This window comes from Bacillus sp. 007/AIA-02/001 (assembly GCF_004634455.1).
GTDB classification, from domain to species: Bacteria; Bacillota; Bacilli; order Bacillales; family Bacillaceae_G; genus Bacillus_A; species Bacillus_A cereus.
In genome coordinates this window covers 24526-49297 of record NZ_SEIY01000013.1, presented here as the reverse complement: position 1 = coordinate 49297, position 24772 = coordinate 24526, and the positions used below count along the sequence as shown (strand labels likewise).

The following is a 24772-nucleotide window of genomic DNA, read 5'->3' as shown; positions in this document are numbered from 1 at the left end:
CATAAATTTTGTCTATGTTTTAAACAATATGTATTTTGGAGGAGGTTAATTTGATTTTTTCAAAACTCATTGATCGGTACGCCTTATATGATTTACACAAAAAAAGAAGTGTAGCGTTTCAGTTTACTTCCCTTTCTAACACTTCATTAAATATAAAGAACATAGAATCTTTTTATAAAGTAAAACCATCACATTTTCATTTTGACATTAAGCATTCAAAGCAGGAAAATGAATACATAGTTGGGCAATTCAACTATAAAAGTTCGGTTCAATCCGGTGATTCACACAACGACTCTGTAACTGGGGAATTATTCTTACATAAAAATGAAAATGCACCTCATGTTATCTTTGTTCACGGTTGGAGAATGGATTCTAACGAACGTGTGAAAAAAATATTCCACGATCATATGACCAGCCTGAAGTGGAATATGTATTATTTCACTCTACCCTATCATTTTGAAAGAAAACCCGATCAATCCTTATTCAGTGGAGAGTATATGGTAAGTGCAAATATTGAACGAACATTACAAGCAACTAGACAAGCGGTAGCTGATTTACGAGCTTTGATTAAATGGATTAAAGCAAATAAAAAGGGGCCCCTGATTCTAATAGGAATTAGTTTAGGCGGATTTATTACTAACTTAACCTCTCTTGTTGAAGAAGAAATTGATGTATTAGCATCCATTTTCTATGCAAATCGACTTTCTTATTCGATTTGGAATACAACTCCAGGTAAATTTATTAGAGAAGACTTGGAACATCATGGTGTTACGTATGATGATTTAATAGATTATTGGAAAATCACTGAACCGAGTCAAGCATTGCCAAAAGTAAAAAAAGAAAATATTTTATTAATTTCAGGTAAGCATGATCTATATGTGCATTCTGAGGATACAGACTACTTGTGGGAATCTTGGGAAAGACCTCCACGATATATTTATAAATGTGGGCATGCCGGGATCGTTCTTAAACGTAAAAAAATTGCAACTGATACTATTGATTTTATTCAAAATCGATTGAACTCCCCACACTTATCCAATGTCATGCCTTAAATCGCGAGATTACTAAGTACAAAATCTTATACTTATATTGTTATATTTTTTACTAGTCACCTTTGTAAACCTTAGCCCCAAGCCTTACACGATTGAAAATGAAATAAAATAAATAAGGAACTAATTTACCATATGGAAAAACATTGCTCAGCATTTTCACCAGTGGTCCCTGTATATGCAATATTACATACAAAAATCTTTATGTATTACGTTATTAATTTAAAAATAAATTATTCATCCATAAATCTATACCATCCGTATTTACAGTTATGGATACCCTAATTACATATGAAAAAGAGAGAAGAACATTGGCTAGTTCTTCTCTCTTTGTTTATTTTTAAGATAACTATCTATAAAATTTTGCTTTTCATAATTCTTCATGAGTCTAGAAAAGAATCTAATCCTTTTCTAGACTCAAAAATAAATTTTTCTAATGTACATAATTACAACGACATTAAACCACTTTGCTCTTAAATCCACTACTTGTATTATTGATTGCATGAAACTCCTTCTTGAGAAAGGTTTTAATTTCCGAATATTCTGTTGACCGTTATAACATATCCAATTTACAATTTAATTGTGGTGTTCTTTCACAATTAAACTACTTAGAATACACTTCATTTATTTGAAAACAATTACAAATAGAGGTGCTAAAATGAAAACTAGAGTAAATCCAGAATTATTACAAGGATTAGAGATGTTTCCGGATCTCGATTTACGCCCAGAAAATTTGCAATCAATCAGAGAAGGAATAGCTCAAATGAGACCACCTACCGTTGTTGATGACTCTCTTTCTTTAACAGATAAAGTCATTGTTGGGCCTGATGATAATCCGTTACCATTACGAATTTATCGTCCAAAATCAAATCATGAATCTTTACCTGTCTTATTATGGATACATGGTGGAGGTTATATCTTAGGGTCTATAGATGATAACGATGATACTTGTATGAGGTTTGCAAAAGAAGCTAGCTGTGTGGTCGTGTCTGTAGACTACCGCTTAGCACCTGAACACCCTTACCCAGCACCAATTGAGGATTGTTATTCAGCTTTAAAATGGATTGCTGATAATGCAAAGTCATTAAACATTGATTCGAATCGAATTGGGGTTGCAGGAGTAAGCGCTGGCGGTGGACTAACAGCAGCATTATCATTATTAGCACGAGATCGAAAATATCCTTCAATTTGTTTACAAATACCACTATATCCAATGATTGATGACAGAAATGATACACCTTCAGCGAATGAAATTAAAGAGGGATTTGTTTGGAACCAAAAGGCAAATGAAGCTGGCTGGAAAATGTATTTAGGAGAAATGTATGGAACGGATCAAATCCCTGCCTATGCAGCACCTTCTCGAGCTGAGGATTATAGTGACTTACCGTATACTTACACATTTGTTGGTCAATTAGATCCATTCCGCAGCGAAACATTAACCTATGTAAGCAAACTAGCACAAGCTGGTGTTGATGTGGAGTTTCATTTATATCCAAATGCCTATCACTGGTTTGAAGGGTTAAATCCAAATGCCGATGTATCTATTTATGCTGTGAACGAAATAGTACAAGCAATAAAGACTGGTTTCAAACGAGTATCCAAGGTTGAGGCTTAATCCCATTACAAGAGAAACACTTATAAATAGTATATATGTATTTATCATTTAAATATAATAGCCGATTCTAAATAAGAATCGGCTATTAATATGTAAAATCCGCCTAATATATCAAGGTTGAGAAACAGATATAAGATGTTTAGGCGATGTGTTTATTTTCTCTGCTAATGCTTTTATGTTCATCATGATTTGAAGTATTTCTTCTTTTGTGGTTCTTGGGTTGATAGAGCAAAGTCGAATTACTACTTTTTCTTTTAATTTAGTCGTACTTAGCATAGCAAATCCTCTTTGATTAATTTCTTCCACCAATTTTTTGTTTATTTCATGAATTGTATCTGTAGATGTTAGCTCACATGGAATATAACGAAAAGTAACAATTCCTAATTGGGCAGGTGTTACTACTTCCCAATCTTTTTCTTTCCTTAAAAACTCTTCAACTTGTTCAGCTAGCATAATGCCATGATCAATTGCCTCACGAAAAGCTGTAACTCCGAATGCTTTAAAAGAAAGCCATACCTTTAATGCTCTAAATCTACGAGAAAGTTCAATTCCACGTTCCCCAAAATTCACTTTTTCTTCTATATTAGTTTCTGTATCCTTAATATACTCTGGGATCATACGGAATGTTTCACTTAAATATTGGCTATTTCGAATAAGTACACAACCAACATCATAAGGCTGAAAAAGCCATTTATGCGGGTCTAACGTTAAAGAATCGGCACGATGAATTCCACTTAATAACTCCCTTCCTTTTTCACTGAGAATTGCTGCAGCCCCATAAGCCCCATCCACGTGTAGCCATATATCTTCATCACCACATACATCAGCCAATTCATCGAGGGAGTCCACCGCTCCGCAATTCGTTGTCCCTGCATTAGCAATAACACAGAATGGTTTTTTCCCTTTTAATCGATCTTCTTTTATTTGTTTTCTTAAAGTACTAACTGAAATTTTTAAGTCTTCATCTGTCTCAATTCGGCAAATTTGATGCTGTTTAAAACCTAATACTTTAAGTGCTCGATCTACAGAAAAATGAGTTTGGTTAGAAAAATAAACAATCGCATTTTCTATGTCATTATTCAGCTTGACCTGTCTCGCTACAGTAAGTGCAGTCAAATTAGCCATGGAACCACCACTGACAAATAGTCCTTCAGCTGAATCAGGGAATCCTAGCATTGATTTTAACCAGTTAATTGTCGTTAATTCAATTTGTTCGGCACCTGCACCTACTATCCAAGCTGTAGGAAATACATTAAACCCACTTGCTAAAAAATCTGCTAATACACCAACATAATTATTAGGACCTGGCACAAAAGCCATAAAATGAGGATGATCCACATGAGTAATTTGATTAAACACATTGTTATTAAGAAAATGAAGTAATTCTTTTGGATTAGATCCGTTTTCCGGAATCGTTTCAATTAGCTTGTCTCTAAAAATATTACTATCAATCGTTTCTGAAACTGGTTTACTTTTTAAATGATTCATATGATCAACAATCAAGTCAACCGCTTGATATCCTAACTGACGCATCTCTTCGGCTGATAACTGTAATTTTTTTGTCATTTGATTTACTCCTATTCTATTTAAAAAGGCGAGTTCTTGCTCGCCTTTTCATTTTTTATAATTTGTAATCACAAATTGTTTGTATTGGATTTTGAAGAATCGTGTTGATTAACCCATGGATGTGATTTAATATTTCCTGTATTTTCTCTGCTTCATATACGGTTTGATCATATCCAAACTTTATTGTAAGTCTTTCTTCAGGGAAGCACATAATTCCATACTTTACATGTGGCTCATCAACAACTTCGTAATCCGTGATAGCAAAATGTCTGTTTTCATTTGAAGAAAAGATTGCTGGATTAGTTGGATAGTTTTCAAAAACCCAAAGATGGTCAGTCAACTCAGTTTTTAATTCACTTTGCTTTTGTATATCAACAAATGAATAGTATGCATACTCATTACATTTCAATGTCTCTAGTTGTACCTTTTGCAGGAAGTCCACAAAAGATTGCGTTTCTGTCCATGCTAATCGGATAGGCAAAACATTTGTGAACAGACCGAACATATTTTCAATTCCTTCTACTTCGGGAGGTCTGACTGATACTAGATTAGGCAATACTACTTCTCTCGTTCCGTTGAATTTGCCAAGCAATATTCCCCATACAGCTAGTAATGCCGTATTCATAGTTATATTATTTTTAGTTACAAATGTCTGTAACTGATTAGTCAAATCCTTGTCTAATGTTAAATCCATAAAAGTGAAGTTTAACCCTTCACTTTTAGATGGGACTTTCTTTTTAGGAATACTAATTTTCTGATTGTATCCTGATAAATAATCTCGCCAAAAATGACGTGCTTTCTCATGATCTTGTGCCAAAGTCCAATCTATAAATGTTTCAAAAGGTTTTACCATGGGTAACCCCGCCGTAGTTCCAGCATTTGTAGTTTCGTAGAGCTGGAATAATTCGTCTATCAAAATGCTGACGCTCCAACCATCACATAATAGATGATGGGAACTCCAAATTACTTTATGCTCGTTATTACCTAGTTGGAATATACAGAGACGTGTCATAAGTTCATCATTTTTAAATCCTCGACTTAAATTTTCATTCATCCACTGTTTTAGGAATTCTTGCTGTTCTTGTTTCGTCATCTCAATCAAGTTTTTTATTTCTGAATTTATTTGAACATCATATAGAACAGCTTGCCAAGGTTTTGCTTGTTCATCTTGCACAATTATTGTTCTTAAAGAATCATGACGATCAACTAATTGTTGGAAACACTGAATAAAGAGTTTAATATCCAGCTCCCCCTCAAGTGCCCAAATTGTTTGTTCAAAATATGCATTTGTATCAGGTTCATTCGTAGCATGCTCATAAATAACTTCCTGGAAAGGTGCTAACGGGTAAATACGTTCTATTTTTATATCCGGCATTTTTTCTTGTATTTTGTTAAGTGTATGTTGATTAAGTTGTTTATCTTTAACATTTAGTAATGTAGCTTTATTATCATTCATTATGTTTACATCATTTGTTTGTGAACTTGAAAACTGGTCTAGCTTTTTAACAAATTGAACCATGTCCCTTAATATAGGAAATGAAAATATATTTTTTGGTTCAAGCTCGAATCCTTGTCGATACAGTCTGACGGACACTTGAATCGCTTTTATCGAATCTCCACCTAAGGCGAAGAAATGATCATTTACTCCAACTTGATCTATTTTGAGTACTTCTTGCCAAATACTAGTTAATATTTTTTCCATTTCAGTTTTTGGGGCAATAAATACTTCATTTTTTTGTTTCTCCGGAGTAGGTAGCGCTTTTCTATCTAATTTCCCGTTTGGAGTCAGGGGTAATTGGTCCAAATAAACAAAATAAGAAGGAATCATATAATCTGGCAAGTGATCTCGCAAATGCTTTCGTAGTTCTGTTGTACTAATATTTTGCTCAGTTACCACATATGCAACTAAAAATTTTATTCCGTTCTCATCTGTTTGATCAATTACGACAGCATGTTCGACTTGTTTATAAGTTAGAAGACAATGAGAGATTTCTTCTAACTCTACTCGATATCCCTGAATTTTCACTTGGTAATCTTGGCGGCCTAAAAATTCAATATATCCCTCAGAATGCATTTTTCCACAATCTCCTGTTTTATATATAAGACCAAAATCAGGATGTGACACAAACGCTTCATTTGTTTTCTTTTCATCATTTACATATCCTTTAGCAAGGCCCACTCCCCCGATATATAAATCTCCAATTACACCAACAGGGCACATTTTCTTTTCATAGTTCAACACATAATACGTTTGGTTTGCCAAGGGCATCCCATATGGAATACTATTCCAATGTGATTCCACCTGTTTGACCGGATAATAAATTGACCAAATCGATGCTTCTGTTGCCCCTCCTAGTGAAACTACTTCTGCAATTGGAAAATGTCTTTTTATTTTTTCTGGTAAAGAAAGCGGAATCCAATCTCCACTATGTAAAACTAAACGTAAAGAAGGATATTCAAAATGAGAACCTACTTGATCCAATGCCAAATCCATGATTGCAGGCACTGTATTCCAAATTGTAATCCCTCTACGTTCGACAGTGCGGATTAATTCTTGCATGTCTCTTGGATCACGAATCATTATTAACATTGCACCTGTGCTTAAAGCTCCGAAAATATCGTATACAGATAGGTCAAAACACATGGAAGAGATACCAATAATACGATCATCTTCATTCACCTCATATTTTTGATTTATGTCTTGAATAGTATTTGTAACCGCTTGGTGAGTAATAATTACTCCTTTTGGTTTTCCTGTACTTCCTGAAGTGTATATAATATAGGCAATATCTTCTGGACCAGCAATAGCGGGCATATCTTCTGTTGTATAAAATGACAAATGATTTTCTTCATAAAGACTAGGTTCTAATAAAAGCTTGCATGAGCTATTTTTTAAAATATATGTTTGGCGATCTAAAGGATGATCGGGATCAATCGGAACATAAGCGGCACCTGATTTTAAAATACCTAACATATTAACAATTGTGTCAACTCGCCTTTTTGCTAAAAGACCCACTTTGTCACCTAGACCAATACCTTGCTCTTTTAAGAAGTGGGCAATTTGATTAGAACGTTTATGAAGTTCCGAGTATGTTAACCATTCTTGTTCAAATACCACTGCTACTTCATCCGGCGTACGTTTTACTTGGTCTGTAAATAATTGATACAGAGTAGTTGAAGATATTTTTTCTGTTGTTTCATTGTATTGCTTAATTAGAGTTTGATCCGATTCTTTCATATGCAAAGATGTTATATCGCTTTGTTTCACCAATTGTTCCAATAAGTCAACAAATTGGGAAAACATTGCTTCTATTACATCAACATCAAACAACTCTTCAACATAGTTCCAGCTAATTAATAACTCTCCATTTTTTTCAATTACTACATTATCCAAATACACTTGTGGAGTCCGAGCATGAATATAACGAAGAGAACCAAGTTGTTCCCAAGAGAAAGCACCTGCACCTGCTAACATCGAGGTGAAAACGATTGGCATAACTGCTTTTGGCGTCATTTGATGATATCGAGTAAAATCTCGAATAAAGTTAACTCCATCGTAATGACGATGTTCAAGGCCATCTAATAAAGTAGCTTGCGTTTCTTTTACTCTAGTAAAGAAAGTTTGCTCTGGTTTTACATCAACATCCAATAAAATAAGTGATGTGAAATCTCCAACAATCTGTTCTACTTCATCATGAACAGGATAACGGTTAAATACAGTCAAGTTAATTGCTAATCGACGTTGATTACTCCAATATGCCAACACATCACCATATATTGTACAAAGTAGAGCGGAAGGCGTTACCTCTTTCTCTTGTGCTAACTTTCGTAGCTTTGTCCATTTTTTATTATCCAGGATTTTTGTAAGTGATTGGAATTTAGGAGTAGCAATCTCTGCTGGATCCTTTTTTAACAGCAAAGAAGGTGCAAATGGAAAGTCAGAAAGCTTACTTGTCCAATAATCTTTTGCTGTTTTATATTCTTCGCTTTGTTCCATTTCATCATAGATAAACATATAATCTTGAAAATCAAAAGATAAAGATTCTAATTTTTGATTTGGTTTATAATAATAATGCAACAAATCCTGTCCAACAATGTTCATGCTTGCTCCGTCCATTAATAAAGCATCGTATCGAAAACATAATAAATACGTGTCTTCTTTTAAAAGAAAAGCTTTCAATTCAAACAAAGGCCATTGCCCCAAAGGGAATACATGGTTAGTCATTCGAGAACGCTCTTCTTGTAAGCGAGCATGGTGATTCCTATCATCTAAATCTATGAGACTCACTATTTCAATCTCGTAATCAGGAACACTTTGTAATATTTGCTGTTTTCCCTCTGGTAAAATTACAGCTCGCAACATTGGATGACGATGAATTACCTTTTGAAAACTTTTTGAAAGACGATTGATATCCAATGCTGTTTCATATTCAAAATATGTTTGAGGGGAAATACCACTTAATTCAAACTGTGAATTCCGTCCTATCATATACGCGGTCTGAACTTCTGTTAAGGAAAATGGCTTAGACAAATCTTTAACATGAGTTGGTCTACTCTCAAGGTTTTCCTCTTTATGTTCTAGCTTTACACAAGAACTCAGTTGAGCGATTGTGGGGTGCTTAAAAAAATCTGTTGTACTTATTTTTAAGCCGTCTTTTCTTAATAAATTAATTACCTGAAGTGCTTTAATAGATTCTCCTTTTAATGCAAAAAAATTATCATGAATACCGATTCCCTCGATCTCCATAACTTTTTCCCATGCACGCACTAATTTTTGTTCAATTTCATTGCGCGGAGCAACGTATGGAATTGATACATAATCTGTTTGTGTTATATCCAACAATCTTTTTCTATCCACTTTTCCATTTGGATTCAATGGAATCTCTTCTACCTGAATCATTTTTTCAGGAATCATAAACTCAGGTAATTTATCACTTAAATATTTTCTGATTTCACCAAAAGACACCTTGTTATCCGATACATAGTAGGCAGCTAATAATTTCCTATTTCCATACACTTGATCAACAACGATAGCCTGGTTTATTTCTGGATATTCCCTTAATTGAGTTTCGATTTCTCTTAATTCAATCCGATACCCCCGAATTTTCACTTGATGATCCATTCTACCTAAATATTCAAGTTCTCCATTAGGCAACCAACGAACGAGATCACCTGTATGATACATCATTTCCCCTGCCGCAAAAGGACTCGGTACAAACTTTTCATCTGTCAGTTTATTTTTACCAAGATACCCTCGTGCTACCGCTACGCCAGCAATGCAGAGTTCACCGGGAATTCCAAATGGTTTTAATTGGCCATACTTATTCAATATATAGGAATGATAATTCGGGTTAGGTTTGCCAATCGTAACTTCTTTGGAAGTGCTCAACTCTTTTACTGTTGCGCAAATGGTTGTTTCTGTGGGACCATAAATATTTAAAATTGTTGCTTCACTGATACAACGAATTTTTTCAACCAAATCAATGGAAAATGATTCTCCTGCTAATAAAATAGATTTTAAATCTTTTAGAAAAATCGCCCCTTCTGGATCACTCAAAATCACTTCCATTCGCGATGGCGTTGATTCCCATAAATCCACCTTATGTTTTTTGACCAAATGAGCCAATTCTTTTGTTGCAAACTGGTCCTCTGTAGCAATTACTACTTTTGAACCTTGCGTTAAAGGAAGACATATTTCTAACAAGGAAATATCAAAAGATACACTAGCAAGAAACAAGAACGATTGATTAGCTTTTACTTTTTCTCTCATTACATTTAAAAAATGAACTAGCGATTTTTGTTCTATCATTACCCCTTTTGGATTTCCTGTCGATCCTGATGTGTAAATAACATAAGCTAAATCATTAGGATTATGTTCTCGTACTAAATTACTTTCTTCACCTTGAAAAAGATATTCTTTATCAAGATACAGTACTTCACCTGCAAATTGTGGCAATACTTCCTCTGTTCGCTTACTAAGTAAATATTTTGCTTGACTATCTTGTAACATATATTCAATTCGTTCAGTTGGGTAGTTAGGGTCTATTGGTAAATAGGCTGCTCCTGCTTTTAAAATCCCCATCATACCAATAATCATTTCTAATGACCGATTTACCATAACGCCAATAATACTTTCTTTTGAAACACCTTTACTTTGAAGAATAGAAGCCAATTGATTCGCTTTCTTATTCAATTCTCTATATGTCAAAGATTGATCATTACAAACAACAGCAATTTGATCTGGAGTTTTTAATACTTGCGCTTCAAACAAATCTTGAAATGATTGAAACAAGTCTATGCCCGTTTGAAAAGTATTCAATCCTTCTAACAACTCTTTTTCTTCTTCTGCAATAATACAAATATCTTTCAATGCCAAATTCGGATTTTGAGAAACTTGCTTTAAAACATAACAATACGAATTGGCAAACTGTTGCAAAGAAGAGAATGAACGGGACTTGCAAGAAATTTGAAATTCAAATTCATTATGTATTTCATTCCATTTTCTTCGTATCCATAGGGCTAAATTATTCTCTGCGTATTCTTCTAGCGAATTTTCATTATGTAATCCTTCCATCCCGATTACAATTTGAAAAGGAGTTAAATTGTGTTTAACTAATAATTCAGAGAGCGGATACTCCTGATTTTCATACCCGAATAAAGTCGTTTGTTCAATCTCATTTACTAATTGTTTAAAGGTGTGATGCGGCTGGATTTCACTTCCTAAAGGAATCAACTTATTAAGATTCTCACTTTGTTCAAGATTCTTTTCAATTATAGGAATACCAATAGTAATTCTTTCTTGATCCGTATAATGTGCCAAACAAACCCTTAAAGCGGCTTGAAACCAGCTAAATAATAATAAATCTTGAGACTTACTTATTTTTTGTATACTTTTACTAAATTCTACATTCACTATGACTTGAACGTATTCACAAGGTGTTTCTTTATTTAGTTGGTAATCGCTATTAAATTTAAATACAGAAAAATCGAGAATCTCGGAAGATAATTGCTCCTTCCAAAACGCTTCTACTTCTTTATTTTCATGAATCGAACTTCGATCTTTAATGTGCATTTTTATCTTTATCCCCCTAATATTCATTTCTTCTACTCGTTAATTTTCAAGCCAACTTCAAGCCCATGGAGAAACACTTGATGACTATCCAAACATAAAAATTGCTGAATATCTTCAAATTTCATATGACCAACTGAACAAACCCCTAAATTTAATGTCTCAGCAACCATATTTAAGGTAGCAGTGATAATGCCTGACTCAATACAAGCAAATAAATATCCATCTGAACCGTATTTCGGGATGGAAGCGTTCGCATTATAAACCAAATAAACTGAGAAGGCAGATTGAGTAAATAAATCCTGATTAATTAACTCATGATCACTTTTGATTACTTGATCAATGTTGTTTACAATCACAAGACTATTTTTTGATGGGTTATAATAATAAAATCCAGCTTTCATATCCTCTATACGTTTTGGTTTTACATAAACAAAGATATCAATGGGATAGAGCCCGCCTGCACTTGCGTAATGATAGTATATTTTTTCTTCCCTAACCTGTTTTAGAGTTGATAAGAATCGGGAAAATTCCGAAAAACTAATATGTTTTTCCATATCAAATTGACGACAAGACCTACGTTCCTTGATTATAGTAGGTAGCTCATTTGTTGTTTCAAGTTGAATTTCGGTCGACCGTGCAGCAACGTGCGTGCGATTTAATTGTTCACTCATATACTTATCTAACTTTTCTTTAGAAAAGCGAATCTGGTTGCTATATGGATTTGAAAAAATCTTTTCTTGTGAAGAAAATACTTCTCTTGGGTGTAATATATTACTTACTAACACACGATTTTTTATCATGAGCTCTATGTTTTTTTGTGTCTCTTCTACATTTTCTAACGAAAAGCGCTCTACTAGTTCACTAATTTTCACACCTTTTTGAGCCATAAAATAAAAATCTGGAAACCACTCAGACAGAATACCTGTAAATCTCATTTCCCCTATCAAAACTTCATTATGCAACTTCTCCCAATGCTTAATCGGAGACCAGTAATAAATTTTCTCGCTCATATAACCCTCCATAAACGTTTAACTTATTTTTGAAATGCAATTTTCTAATTTACAAAAATTTTTTCGGATTCTGCTCCTTGTCTCATAGTGATTATAAATACATGCACTTTAACGAAACTTGAAAATAATGAAATAACTTTTTCTTCATTAAAATTTTTTATTTCATCATAAAAAATGATTTCTTTTTGGATATTTCACATCCTTTCCCATAGTAATCCTATAAGGTATAAACCATTTATAACATTGAGAATATTCATGTATTTCCAATGTGAAATTATTGTAATGGATTGGAGAGCGGTTGAATATAGTTATTAAATCAAATAATATTGAGAAAGTTTTATTTATTATATCGATAAAATTTTATGATGTAATTCATTACAAATAGATTAAGAAAAGAGTTTTAAATTTTTCTTAATCAGTTAGTGTGAAAATATCACATACTATTACATACAATCGAGTTACTTACATTTCATATTCAAAATAGAGAAAAGACACCTTGAATGGTGTCTTTTCTCTATTTTAATTCCATATACTTTTTACGCCTTTGTTATTTTTAAACGATTTGTAGGAATTAATACAACTCGAACATCTAGTTCGTTATATGTTCGAATATATAATAAACATTATATGAATTACGAATGTATTTCAGGTAATTTTATAAATAAACTCAAAGATATCTTCTCCTCCTACTGTCACAAAAGAAATAATCTATTGCTTATTTCTTTTATTAAATTGTAATATAATTACAGTATGTGAAATTATATTACATTAACTTTAAAAACGAAGTGAGAATAATCTTCATTTCGCTTTTTTTATTTGCAATCCTTGTTAAATTTGCTCAATGCAGTATTTATTTCCACATTCTTCGCTTTTATTTAATCGGTTTCTCTGTTTTTAAGACAAATGAACTTAATGCAGGAACTTTAATTTTATTGTCATGGACAACATAAAGTGGTGTACTTCCCGCCTGCTTCCCATCTACTAGTACTTTCCAAGGACCTTTCGATGGAAGTGTTATTTCAACAGCTTCTCTATTTGCATTGTGAGCCACTGTAAAGTATTCATTTTTATTCCCCTCTATTGTATAAGCTACAGTATTTTTCGGAGCATCAATAAATGATACGTGTGTTTTTATTTGCTCTGCAGATGTCATTCGAAAAGCTGAGTACTTTTTGCGTAATTCTATTAAACCCTTCATATAATCTACTTCATTATTAAACGTTGCACGGCGCAGCCAATCCATCTGGTTAATTGAATCTGGAGATTTGTAACTATTATGATCACCGTATTTCGTCCGCATAAACTCTTGCCCTGCATGTAAAAATGGAATCCCTTGTGATGTTAATAAAATTGAAGAAGACAATTTGTGCATTTGTTTTCGCATTTCTTCACTGTCACCTGGATTAGTTAACTCAAGTTTATCCCATAATGTATGATTGTCATGTGCTTCCACATAAGTTAATACCTGTTCAGGATCTTGATAGGTAGACGAATTTGTATCAAAGTCAATACCTGCTGTAATGCCTTTTTTAATACGATCTTCCATGTTTTGCTTTCCATTTACAAAACCATTTTCCTTTTCCTCAAATACACTACCTTTCAACCCATCACGTATATTATCGTTAAAATGAGCAATCCCTTTCATTTTCTCTGCATTTTTTTGATTTGCTTTCAACTCAGCTGCAAGAGGTGTATTTAAATCCCATCCTTCTCCGTGTAGTATAATAGAAGGGTCAATTTGATTAACAGCTTTACGTATTTCATTCATCGTTTCATAATCATGAATACCCATTAAATCAAAACGGAATCCATCTAAATTGTATTCTTTTGCCCAATATGTTACGGAATCTATCATAAATTTCCTCATCATTTTTCTTTCTGAAGCAGTATCATTTCCTACTCCAGTTCCATTTGCAAATGTTCCATCTTCATTGTAACGATAATAATAACCTGGAACTAACTTATGAAAATTAGATTCAGCAGCATTATACATATGGTTATATACTACATCCATCACTACTCGAAGATTATTATCATGTAGTGTTTGAACCATTTGCTTTAATTCAGTTATTCGAACAGTTGGCTCATAAGGATTTGTAGAATAGGAGCCTTCTGGAACGTTGAAATTTTTAGGATCATATCCCCAGTTATATTGCGGTTCATTTAAAGTCTCTTCATTTACTGAAGCATAATCAAATATCGGTAAAAACTGAACGTGAGTAACACCAAGCTCCTTTATATGATCAAGTCCTGTTTTTACACCTCCTGGCCCTTTTGTTCCTTTTTCTGTTACACCTAAATACTTCCCTTTCTGTTTAATACCACTTTCAGGTTGAATGGAAAGATCGCGTACATGTAACTCATAAATAATAGCATCTTCCGGATTTTTAAATTTTGGCTTTTTGTTTGCTTTCCATTTTTTCGGATTTGTTTCTTCTAAATTAACGACTGCACCTTTATCGCCATTTACAGAAGCAGCACGCACATATGGATCAACCGCTTCAGCCCACTTATCACCAATTTTGACCTTATACGTATAAAAGAGCCCTTTTTGGTTCCCCTTTAGTTCTGCTGTCCAAGTTCCCTTTTCACCTTGTTGCATGTTTATTTCAGCACCTATTTTATCGTTCCAGTTTTTATATGTAACTAACTTCGCTTCGCTTGCAGTAGGAGCCCATAAACGGAACTTTGTATGTTGCGGAGTATATGTATTTCCTAAATCGTTGCCACCATAATAAAATAAATTATCAAATTCTTCGCTACGAATGACTTTACCAATTTCAGTATTCGTATCAGCTAAGTTTTCAATTTTAACTTTGTATGTTTGTTTTAAATCAATTTTCTGTTCCGTAATTATTTTAACCTTATTAGTAATATCTCCACTGTTTGTATCATAAGGAGTAATATTTTTAATTTTAATGCCTTCAATTTCAATTTTCTTTTCCTTAATATGAAACGGGACATTAGTCGTTACAGTAATTTCATTGAAACTATCAATAGTTGCTTTTTGAATTGAGAGATCCGATGAAGGCTTAGAGTTATATACTTTTTCATCACCCGAAAGAATCCATACTTCAGCACGACCGTCCTTTATATTTTCAATCCAACGATCCCCACCATCTTTTTCCCATTCATTTGTTCGAACTATAAATCCTACACGATTATAGTCACCGTCTATTTTTATCTTCGCGTATTTTCCAAATTCATCTTCACCAGTAAATTCATAAGATGAACCATTTGCATTTTCTCCCCATAACCAAAGATTCCAGTCTTTTGTATTTCCAAGCTTTTCTTTGTAATGAATGATAATTTCAGTTGTTTTCGAATTTGAAACTGCCTTCACACTCTGAAAAGAGAAAACAGATGATAACATAATGATTAAAGTAAGTAATAAAACTGTTTTGTTAATTAATCTTTTTGTAATTTGCACCACATACACCCTTTCTTCAAATATTACTAACGATTTATTATGCTTTTACTGAATAAAACTGCTTAAATTTATCTAGAAATCTCTTTAACTTCACCTCCATATTGGCTATTTTACGTATGTATTTCAATGACCTTTTAATACGAAAGCGTTTGCATTAACGCTTAAAAAAATAGATTTGTTTATGCCTTCATATATTTGTAAATACTAAAAGATCAGGGAAATCATTTTAAAGCAATCGTTTGTTATCGCTTTCATTTTATAGACTTTCTACTAAGAGGTCAATATATTATTAATTTTCTGTTTTTATACACTTTAAACCTTATTGATTTGTCACTACTTCTTAAAGAGAAAGCGCCTCATTATTGCTTAGTCATTTTATTTTCAATAATACATTGCTACGTAAAAAAACAGCTAATATCCTTAAAATGACATTAGCTGTTTTTCATAATGTATTAATATATGAATGAGAACTATATTTCTAAATTACTTAATTTTTGCTGCATCAAATGCTTTTTGAACTGCTTGAACTTCAGCTGTATTCGCACCATATTTATTAGTTGCCACTCGAATACATGCTGATCTCAATTCTTTGAAATTAGAAGTCATGTTTAACTCATCTGTATTTGCATAATAGAAAATATCAAACATTTTATCTTCACCAATTCCTTTAACAGTTACTCCGTTATGAGTTCCGCCTTTCGCAATGAGATACGCAACTTTATTAATAATACTTGAATTAAAATGAACACCGCCTTGATCCCATCCATTAAAATCGTTAAATTCACTGTAATCATCTGGATAAGGTACTCCAAGTGAAGATGGAACAGAAGCTGGGTTTTCCATATCACGGAAAACAGATCCCGTTTGTTCTCCCATTGTCCAGTTGAATTTTCCATTATTTACGTATTTCTCAATAGATGTTCCCATAATATCAGATAATGCCTCATTAATCGCACCGGATTCTCCGTAATATTCAAGATTAGATTCGCTAGAAGTAACAGCGTGTGTAAATTCATGTCCAGCTACGTCATATGCTTTAACAATAGGATCGCCATATACAAGCATACTTCCATTATTAGCACTTAATGCATTCTGCCAATTTTTCGGATCATTCGTCTCTTCAGAATCCCAAGCGTGTACAACTGAAACTACCTTTTGTCCCTTATTATCAAAGCTATTACGCTTGTATTTATCTTTATAAAAATCAAATACTTTTGTTGCTAAGTAATGAGCACTTACTGCTTTCGGATCGTTAAATGTTGCCGAAGTACTAGTCGCTAATGTACCAGGATAATAGCTTTCTTCTTTAGTAATATCTCTGTAATTCACATCATATGTTTCAATTCCTTGCCCTCTTGTATAATCAGCAAGAGCATATTTGCCATTACTTTGTTTAGAGATACCAAATGAACGAGAAATACCTAAATCATCTTTTCCTGTTCCAGTTAATGATGTAAGACTGCTTTGTTTACTTTTCTTTAAAGCTCCAACTAGTTTGTCACTGGCTTTTAAGTTAGATTCTTGTACCATATTTTTTAACATATCACCATTTTGTGCATTTACTAAATAAGTACCAGAAACATAGTTTGGTGTTGCAGCTTCAAAGGTAACTTGGTATGCATTTTTAGCTTGTCCATTATTTTCATCAACAAAAATAACCTCTTTAACTTCTGGCTCAGAAATAAACTTGAGATCGTTCCCGTACTTCGTATAAATAAATTGTTTTGCTTCATCTTTTGATAGATTAATAGGTTTTTTCAATTCTTCTTGTTTTAAATTTTGCGCGCTATCACCTGAAACACTTTTAATAACACCATTATTATCTACGTGTGCAGTTAATTGATGGCCATATACTTCTTTTCCTTCGTATGTTTGTTGCATACGCACAAGTGTAGTTCCATCATACGAACCACGTTTTTGAAGAACTTTATAATCTACTCCTGCTTCTCCATTGACTTGTTTTTGGGACAGAGCTTGTTCTGTTTTCTCCTTAAGTGCATCCTTTACTACATTTTCTGGTGCCTTTTGTGACGGTTGTGTAAGTTCACCCGAACGGAACGATTCCTCTTGAATTTGAACTTGTAGTTGATCTGTTTCCTCTGCATGACCTACGCCATATGGTGCCACAGCTGTTAAAGCTAATCCTGTTGTTAATGCTACCTTAGTTAATGTCTTTTTGTTTTTCATTATTTCACCTCGTATAATTTTTGAAATAGAAAGCTTGTACAAAGTATACTGTCTATTTCTGTCGGAAAAAAGAGAAAATACGAAATTTATGTAACATTATGCAAAATTACATAAATTGTGGTCAATATTATAAATAATGAACGGAACACATATGTACATTAATTCGAATAAAAGAGAATCCTTATAGACGCTCATCCAATTGGTTAGTTATTAATTATCTATATTCATTCTAATAAAAGTATACTTACATCTAAATAACAACATAAAAACCCACTCTTTACTATTGTAAGAGTGGGTTTAATGCTATTAAAATAACAATTACTATAAGAAACCTTATAATTTATATTTTTTTAGTAATCCTATTAAGTTTTTTATAAAATTCACCTTTTGTCTTTGTATGATTAAACTCATTTGGATTAATATTTGCTTTTTGTGAGAGTGCTACAATTTCTTCTTTTGAAATTGAGTCTTTCGTATTTATAGATGCTATATTTGTGTATTTTCCGTCTTCTGTTTTTGGAATTTCTAAAATCCCTTTATTCACGAGATCAACTACAGCCTTATGCTCTGAAGAATGTAAATCTACACCAGTAATTTTCCAATTACGCATAACTTTTGGAGTGTATACACCATTCTTTACCTCTTTTAAATATGTAATAGCAAGGTTACGAATGGTTCCGCCTGTTTCTCCAAATGCATTCTCTTGTTTAGATGACCAAATTTGTTCAAACTTACGCCCCTCTAAAGCTCCCCCTTTAGCCTGAAGAGCCTCCATTCTATATGCATTCATTCCTAGCGTCATAACATCGCTCATTTTGATTGGTTTGTTTGTACGAATAGAGCGTAAATTTGTAATTCTGCTTCCATATGGTTTTGTTAAGTCAATTTCGTATTTTACGCCTCCAAAGAAATCGTTCGTACTGTATTTAGATGCACGGCGGGTTTTATCAAAGCTAACGGTTACATCTCCGGCACGAGATGAGTTAAAATATCCTGCTGCCCATTCCATATAGTCTTTTAAATCTTTTCCAGAAATCTTATATACTGTAATTTCTCCCAAGGCATATTGGTAATTGTACGCAATATCTTTTTTCTTAATAGGACCTGTATCTAAACGGGCATAATCATTATCAATTTGATGGGCTACTACATCCGCTTTACTGTAGTAGAGCATGACTTCATGAAAGAAATCTGATAAAGGTGTTTCTTGAATCTGAACACTTGGAATACCCTTTATTTCATTTTCAGGAACAAGATTTCTACCCTTTAATTGAGCGACTACAACATTTGCATCTCCTCTCGCATATTCGTGAAAAGGTGTTAATGCTTCTTCAAGTGTAGGATCAGATAATATCGTTGTTCCATCAGCATTTTTTACAGGTATAGCGGTAGCAGTTTTATTTTTTAAAGTCAACTTCCCATCTTGCTTTGTAAAAGTAAGGTCAATACGTGAAATATGTGTTCCATATTTATCTGGTTCTGTAATAATTACGCCATTTACAACTTCTTTTTTTACAAGTTTATGCATGTGAGCCGCAAAAATAGCGCTTAGTTCCGGACAAGCATTTGCAATATCTTGAACACCAGTACCAGGGATACCATTCTCATTTTCTAATCCCATATGCATAACTCCTACCATTACATCTGCTTTACCTTCTAATTCCTTAATTGCCTTTTTCGTCTCTTCTACCGGATTTTTCACCACTAAACCATCTAAGTGATCTGTCCCTTTTTCAAAATCACTAATCATTGGTGTATTCATACCAATAATCCCAACTTTAATTCCACCTTTTTCTACAATTGTATATGCAGGAAGAAAGCGCTCTCCATTTTCCTTATAAATATTTCCTGCTAACGTTTTTCCCTTATATTGCTCACTAACTTTTTTCAATGTATCTAATCCAAAATTGAATTCATGATTTCCAAATGCCCAGGCGTCATATCCCATTGTATTCATCGCTACCATCATTGGCGATTGTGGTTTATCGTTGAATAATTCTACTGAGTTTCCTTGAATTGTATCCCCAGCATCTACTAATATGGTATTTGGATTTTCTTGACGGACCTTCTTTATAACCGTATAAAGCTGCGTCAAACTTCCACTCATATTTGCTCCATCAAGCGCATAATCCCAAGGCATAAATCTACCATGAATATCTGCAGTACCTAACAATGTGATATTAACTTCAGATTCCTCAGCCTTAGAGATAGGTGGTTTGACTATTACTGCTGTTCCAAGCAGTAATAGAATTACAAAGTAACATACATAGTTCTTCCATTTCATTTTTTGCATAATAATAATATTTCTCCCCTTTTTGTACTTTCATAAAGTTGCTTGAACTTTAAAAATGTAACTTATTATTCAGGAAACTTCAACTACAAAAGATAATTTTGAAGGTGGTTCTGTTGCAAAATAAAGAGAATAAATTGCATACATCCCCTAACAGAATTGTATTTTATCGTTTCCTGACAGAATACCCCTTCCTTAAGCGTGTGAAGAGTACTTTCAAAATAAGGACATATCATTCATCATCATAAAATCATTATTTCAATTTACTAAAATTCGCATATAAAATATGTTATGATGATTATTTTTTTGAATTTCATTGTCGAAGTATTTCCTTCTCAATGAAAATACTTCCAAAAAAATAACCCCGCTCTTCATTTAAGACGGGGTTACACTTATACAGAAAATCGGATAGTTTCATATTTTCTTAAGCTTATTGGTTACTTTCAACTAATTTCATTCTATTTTTGTTTTCTTCTGAATCAATATGAATCAACCGTTTTCCCTGTTTATAATACGCATCAATAAATAGGGAATGATTTTTACTTTTCAATTTCACAAAGTAATTTTATCTCTTTTATTTGTGAAATATGACGCTGTTCATGTAAATAAATCAGTTCTATCCACTGATCAAGGGATAATTCTCCAAGAGCTGGATGCATCACTGCTTTTTTCGCTAATATAGACTCATCTTCTATTGTACTCAGGAAACGCATCAATTCTTTTCTTGATTCGTTTAGCATATTGAGCATTTGCTCCACTTCAAATGGTTCTTTACTTGGTTCAATCATTTCTGGAGCTATAAACTTTTTCGTTCTATCTAATAAAATAGTGTGAATTTCTTTACGCTCATTTTGGGTACTATCTAACTTTTTTAATCCTGATGAAATAACTGTTATAACTCTCTCATCTAATAAAACTAAATGATGACAAACTTGTGCAATACTCCATTTATCCTTATCTGGTTTCCTATTAAATTGAGCATCACTCAACAAATTAATTTCCTCAACTAATTGATCTCTCGTTTCATAAAACTTGTCATTTACAAATGTATCCATGTGGATTCTCCTTTCATTGCAACCTACATACTTAAATTCCTACGCTAGAAATATTATCTTCAAAAAAAGTTTTTCTTTCACTACTATTCCAATTTCATTTTAAAGCTACAAATGAAATTATTTGTTTTTTATATCTTTTTAATTGGCACAAATAAATTAACCTTTAACTTTCCATCTAGATCTTCAGCAACATTATTTAAGCAAAACTCTAAATTATCTCTATCATAATCTGCATCATACTCACTATTTGGTAGCCACTCTGCATACATGTATTGATACGCTTCACTTAATTTATAAGGTTCATCATAGAACTGGTATAGACCATATGTACCTCCATCTAATCTTTTAAATTGCACATCATGATACTTTTCTTTATCGAAGTTTTCAGGAATCGTAACACATGCATCATGCCGGCACTTATGACTTGCAACAAGTTCAGGATTATCTAATGATATTCCGATAAATGATTGCTCTGGTGGATAAAGTTTATTTTCAATTGACCAATTCAGTAACTTTCCCCAGTGATCTTGTGGTTCAAAGTAGCTACCAGTTCGTCTTATATATGCTACTTCTAATGGTGGAAATTTTTTTATAAAAACTTTCATTTACATCTTCTCCCCTATAAATATGTACACTGTTTATTTAGCTTTCTTTAAATATTTATTCCTTCTTAAATAAAAAGAATCCTCTAATCACATGAATTTTAATTGAAATACAATTGATTACTATTACTACTAAAGTAGTATGTACTTTCATACTTTTATTTGATTTTAAATTCTTTTTAAATCGATATATTAATTGTAAGAAAATAAAAAGGTGGAGGATTTTAATTGATTAAAGGAATATACGAAGCGCATTTACCAGTATAATGTCCTATCAATTTATCATTAAATAAATGTAAAAAATGACCCTGTTTATTCATTTTTAATGCGTATGTATGTACATTTGTTAATTTATTCGATATATTATGGGTATTGAATGATTACGTGAAGTGTATAGGTCGCTTATATAACACCTTATATTTTTATATCCGTGAAAACTACAAAGTGTATGAAAATCCATTTGTCAAATGAATTTAGTGCGGAAGGAGGTTTGTGGTTACTTCATAGGGTATAATAATCAGTTTTTTACTGATAAAAATATAGGAGGCGACATAATGTTTCGTACGATTTCAAATTTCATGAGAGTAGCTGAGATAAGAAGGAAAATCCTTTTTACACTAGCGATGTTAATCGTTTTTCGAATTGGCACGTTTATTCCAGTTCCTCATACTAACGCAGAGGTATTAAAAGTACAAGATCAAGCTAACGTTCTAGGTATGTTAAACGTATTTGGCGGAGGAGCATTGCAACACTTCTCAATCTTTGCTGTAGGTATTACACCATATATTACAGCTTCCATCATAGTACAGTTACTACAAATGGATGTTATACCTAAATTTTCGGAATGGGCAAAGCAAGGAGAAATGGGCCGTAAGAAATCAGCTCAATTCACTCGATACTTTACAATCATTCTCGCATTCATACAGGCCATCGGAATGTCTTATGGCTTTAATAATATAGCAGGTGGACAATTAATAACAGATCAAAGCTGGACTACATACTTATTTATTGCGACAGTTTTAACTGCAGGTACTGCATTTTTACTTTGGTTAGGCGAACAAATTACCGCTAACGGAGTTGGTAATGGTATTTCGATGATTATCTTCGCAGGTCTCGTTGCCGCCATTCCAAATGTTGCAAATCAAATTTATTTACAACAATTCCAAAATGCTGGCGATCAGCTATTTATGCACATAATAAAAATTGTTTTAATTGGACTCGTAATTTTAGCGATAGTTGTTGGTGTTATTTACATTCAACAAGCTGTACGTAAAATACCGATCCAATATGCAAAAGCTGTTTCAGGAAACAATCAATATCAAGGAGCAAAAAACACTCATTTACCGCTTAAAGTAAATAGTGCTGGTGTTATACCAGTTATCTTTGCTTCTGCATTTTTAATGACGCCGCGTACAATTGCGCAGCTCTTCCCTGATTCAAGCGTATCAAAATGGTTAGTTGCAAATCTTGATTTCGCACATCCAATTGGAATGACACTTTATGTCGGTCTTATCGTTGCTTTCACATACTTCTACGCATTTATTCAAGTAAATCCTGAACAAATGGCTGAGAATTTGAAAAAGCAAAATGGATATGTTCCTGGTATTCGTCCTGGTAAAGCAACTGAACAATATGTAACTAAAATTCTATACCGTTTAACATTTATCGGTGCAATTTTCTTAGGTGCTATTTCTATATTACCGCTCGTATTCACGAAAATTGCTACGTTACCACCTTCTGCTCAAATTGGTGGTACAAGCTTACTTATCATTGTCGGTGTAGCACTAGAAACTATGAAGACGTTAGAAAGCCAGCTTGTAAAACGTCATTATAAAGGCTTTATTAAAAAAGTGAATTAATTATCAAAAACACAGTTGGTTATTTTTCTAACTGTGTTTTTGATTTTATCAGTCCTGTAATATACAGGGCTATTGCTTTATTAAACTACATCTCCTTCTCTAATAACCGCCCTTTTTTGAAATAAGTCCGTAGTGTTGAACGATTGGCCAAAAATACACCAATCAATATAAGACAAGCCCCCATTCCCATTGTAGGATTTAAAGGTTCTCCTAAAATGATATATCCCACAATTATTGCAATTAATGGTGATACATATAACCACGTCGATGGAAATACTGGATTTGTTTTTGATAAGAGCCAGTAATATAATCCGTGTCCACCAATCGATCCGATAAATATGAGATATAAAATAGGCCATTGCACACTCCATGAAGTTAATACGGTTACATTTGGTTGTTCTACAATAATAGATGCGATTAGTAGTAAAATCCCTCCATAAAACATTTGAATACCGTTAATAAGAAATGGTGATACATTTGATAAATCTGACAGTATTTCTTTCGAACGAATAGAGCCTATTCCGTAAAATAACTCCCCTATAACTAACACAATACAAGCAATACTCCATATGAAACTTACTTGTTGATGCATTCCTGGTAAAGAAACAAATATAACACCTGCTAGTGCAATAACTAAAGCAACGAGTTGTTCCTTTTGTAATTTCTCCCTATTCCTCTTTGCTTGTATTAATAAAATCATCATTGGTCCCGTAGCAGAAAGAACAGCAGCTAATCCCGAAGAAATATATTGTTCTGACCAATATAAACTTGCGAATGTCATAAATGTTAAACAAAATCCAGCATACATAATGCGTTTTGAAAATATATGTGGCATAATTTCTTTTCGCTTTAATTTAAAAATAATCATAAGGATTATGCCCGCTAAAAAGAAGCGAATTCCTGCTGAAAACAACGGTGGCGCCCCTGCTTCAATTCCAATTTTTATCGTTAAAAATGTTGTCCCGAAAATAATACATACTAAAATGTAATTAAAAATGACCATTTTGCTTCCTCCTTTTTACTCTTAGAATGAGTAT

12 protein-coding genes are annotated in these 24772 nt (G+C 33.1%); 3 read left to right on the top strand and 9 right to left on the bottom strand.

What is annotated here, in order from left to right; all coding sequences use genetic code 11:
• Positions 1-50: 50 nt before the first annotated feature.
• Together ES895_RS21500 and ES895_RS21495 are read left to right on the top strand one after the other, a co-directional pair.
• Positions 51-1052: an alpha/beta hydrolase gene (locus tag ES895_RS21500; RefSeq protein ID WP_070757840.1), complete on the top strand. Its 1002-nt coding sequence runs from the start codon at positions 51-53 to the stop codon at positions 1050-1052.
• A 655-nt stretch (positions 1053-1707) separates the two neighbouring features.
• Positions 1708-2664 carry an alpha/beta hydrolase gene (locus ES895_RS21495; RefSeq protein WP_135238630.1) on the top strand — a complete coding sequence of 319 codons (957 nt, stop codon included), beginning with the start codon at positions 1708-1710 and terminating at the stop codon, positions 2662-2664.
• A gap of 111 nt (positions 2665-2775) precedes the next feature.
• Here the strand turns inward: ES895_RS21495 and ES895_RS21490 are convergent, their stop codons facing one another.
• The 8 genes from ES895_RS21490 to ES895_RS21455 all read right to left on the bottom strand — a co-directional run bounded on the left by ES895_RS21490 (position 2776) and on the right by ES895_RS21455 (position 21879).
• Positions 2776-4230 (bottom strand): pyridoxal phosphate-dependent decarboxylase family protein, encoded by a 1455-nt coding sequence (locus ES895_RS21490; protein ID WP_065703944.1) that lies wholly within the window; start codon positions 4228-4230, stop codon positions 2776-2778.
• 55 nt (positions 4231-4285) lie between these two features.
• Positions 4286-11302: a non-ribosomal peptide synthetase gene (locus ES895_RS21485; protein WP_135238629.1), complete on the bottom strand. Its 7017-nt coding sequence runs from the start codon at positions 11300-11302 to the stop codon at positions 4286-4288.
• A gap of 32 nt (positions 11303-11334) precedes the next feature.
• Positions 11335-12312 (bottom strand): SagB/ThcOx family dehydrogenase, encoded by a 978-nt coding sequence (locus tag ES895_RS21480; protein ID WP_135238628.1) that lies wholly within the window; start codon positions 12310-12312, stop codon positions 11335-11337.
• A gap of 871 nt (positions 12313-13183) precedes the next feature.
• Positions 13184-15742: a type I pullulanase gene (pulA, locus tag ES895_RS21475; protein WP_135238627.1), complete on the bottom strand. Its 2559-nt coding sequence runs from the start codon at positions 15740-15742 to the stop codon at positions 13184-13186.
• A gap of 483 nt (positions 15743-16225) precedes the next feature.
• Positions 16226-17929: a M4 family metallopeptidase gene (locus ES895_RS21470; RefSeq protein WP_000791453.1), complete on the bottom strand. Its 1704-nt coding sequence runs from the start codon at positions 17927-17929 to the stop codon at positions 16226-16228.
• A 340-nt stretch (positions 17930-18269) separates the two neighbouring features.
• A complete protein-coding gene (locus tag ES895_RS21465) occupies positions 18270-20222 on the bottom strand; it encodes a bifunctional metallophosphatase/5'-nucleotidase (RefSeq protein WP_135238626.1) in 1953 nt (650 codons plus the stop codon).
• 536 nt (positions 20223-20758) lie between these two features.
• Positions 20759-21274 (bottom strand): DinB family protein, encoded by a 516-nt coding sequence (locus ES895_RS21460; protein ID WP_097813679.1) that lies wholly within the window; start codon positions 21272-21274, stop codon positions 20759-20761.
• A 128-nt stretch (positions 21275-21402) separates the two neighbouring features.
• The gene (locus ES895_RS21455; protein ID WP_135238625.1) at positions 21403-21879 is read right to left on the bottom strand and encodes an AraC family transcriptional regulator; all 477 of its coding nucleotides are present in this window, start codon (positions 21877-21879) and stop codon (positions 21403-21405) included.
• A gap of 551 nt (positions 21880-22430) precedes the next feature.
• On the opposite strand from ES895_RS21455, the gene secY reads away from it, so the two are divergent.
• On the top strand, positions 22431-23735 hold the full coding sequence (gene secY, locus ES895_RS21450) for a preprotein translocase subunit SecY (RefSeq protein ID WP_000490135.1): 1305 nt from the start codon (positions 22431-22433) through the stop codon (positions 23733-23735).
• An 85-nt stretch (positions 23736-23820) separates the two neighbouring features.
• On the opposite strand, the gene ES895_RS21445 is transcribed toward secY, so the two are convergent.
• On the bottom strand, positions 23821-24738 hold the full coding sequence (locus ES895_RS21445; RefSeq protein WP_000234333.1) for a DMT family transporter: 918 nt from the start codon (positions 24736-24738) through the stop codon (positions 23821-23823).
• Positions 24739-24772 lie beyond the last annotated feature (34 nt).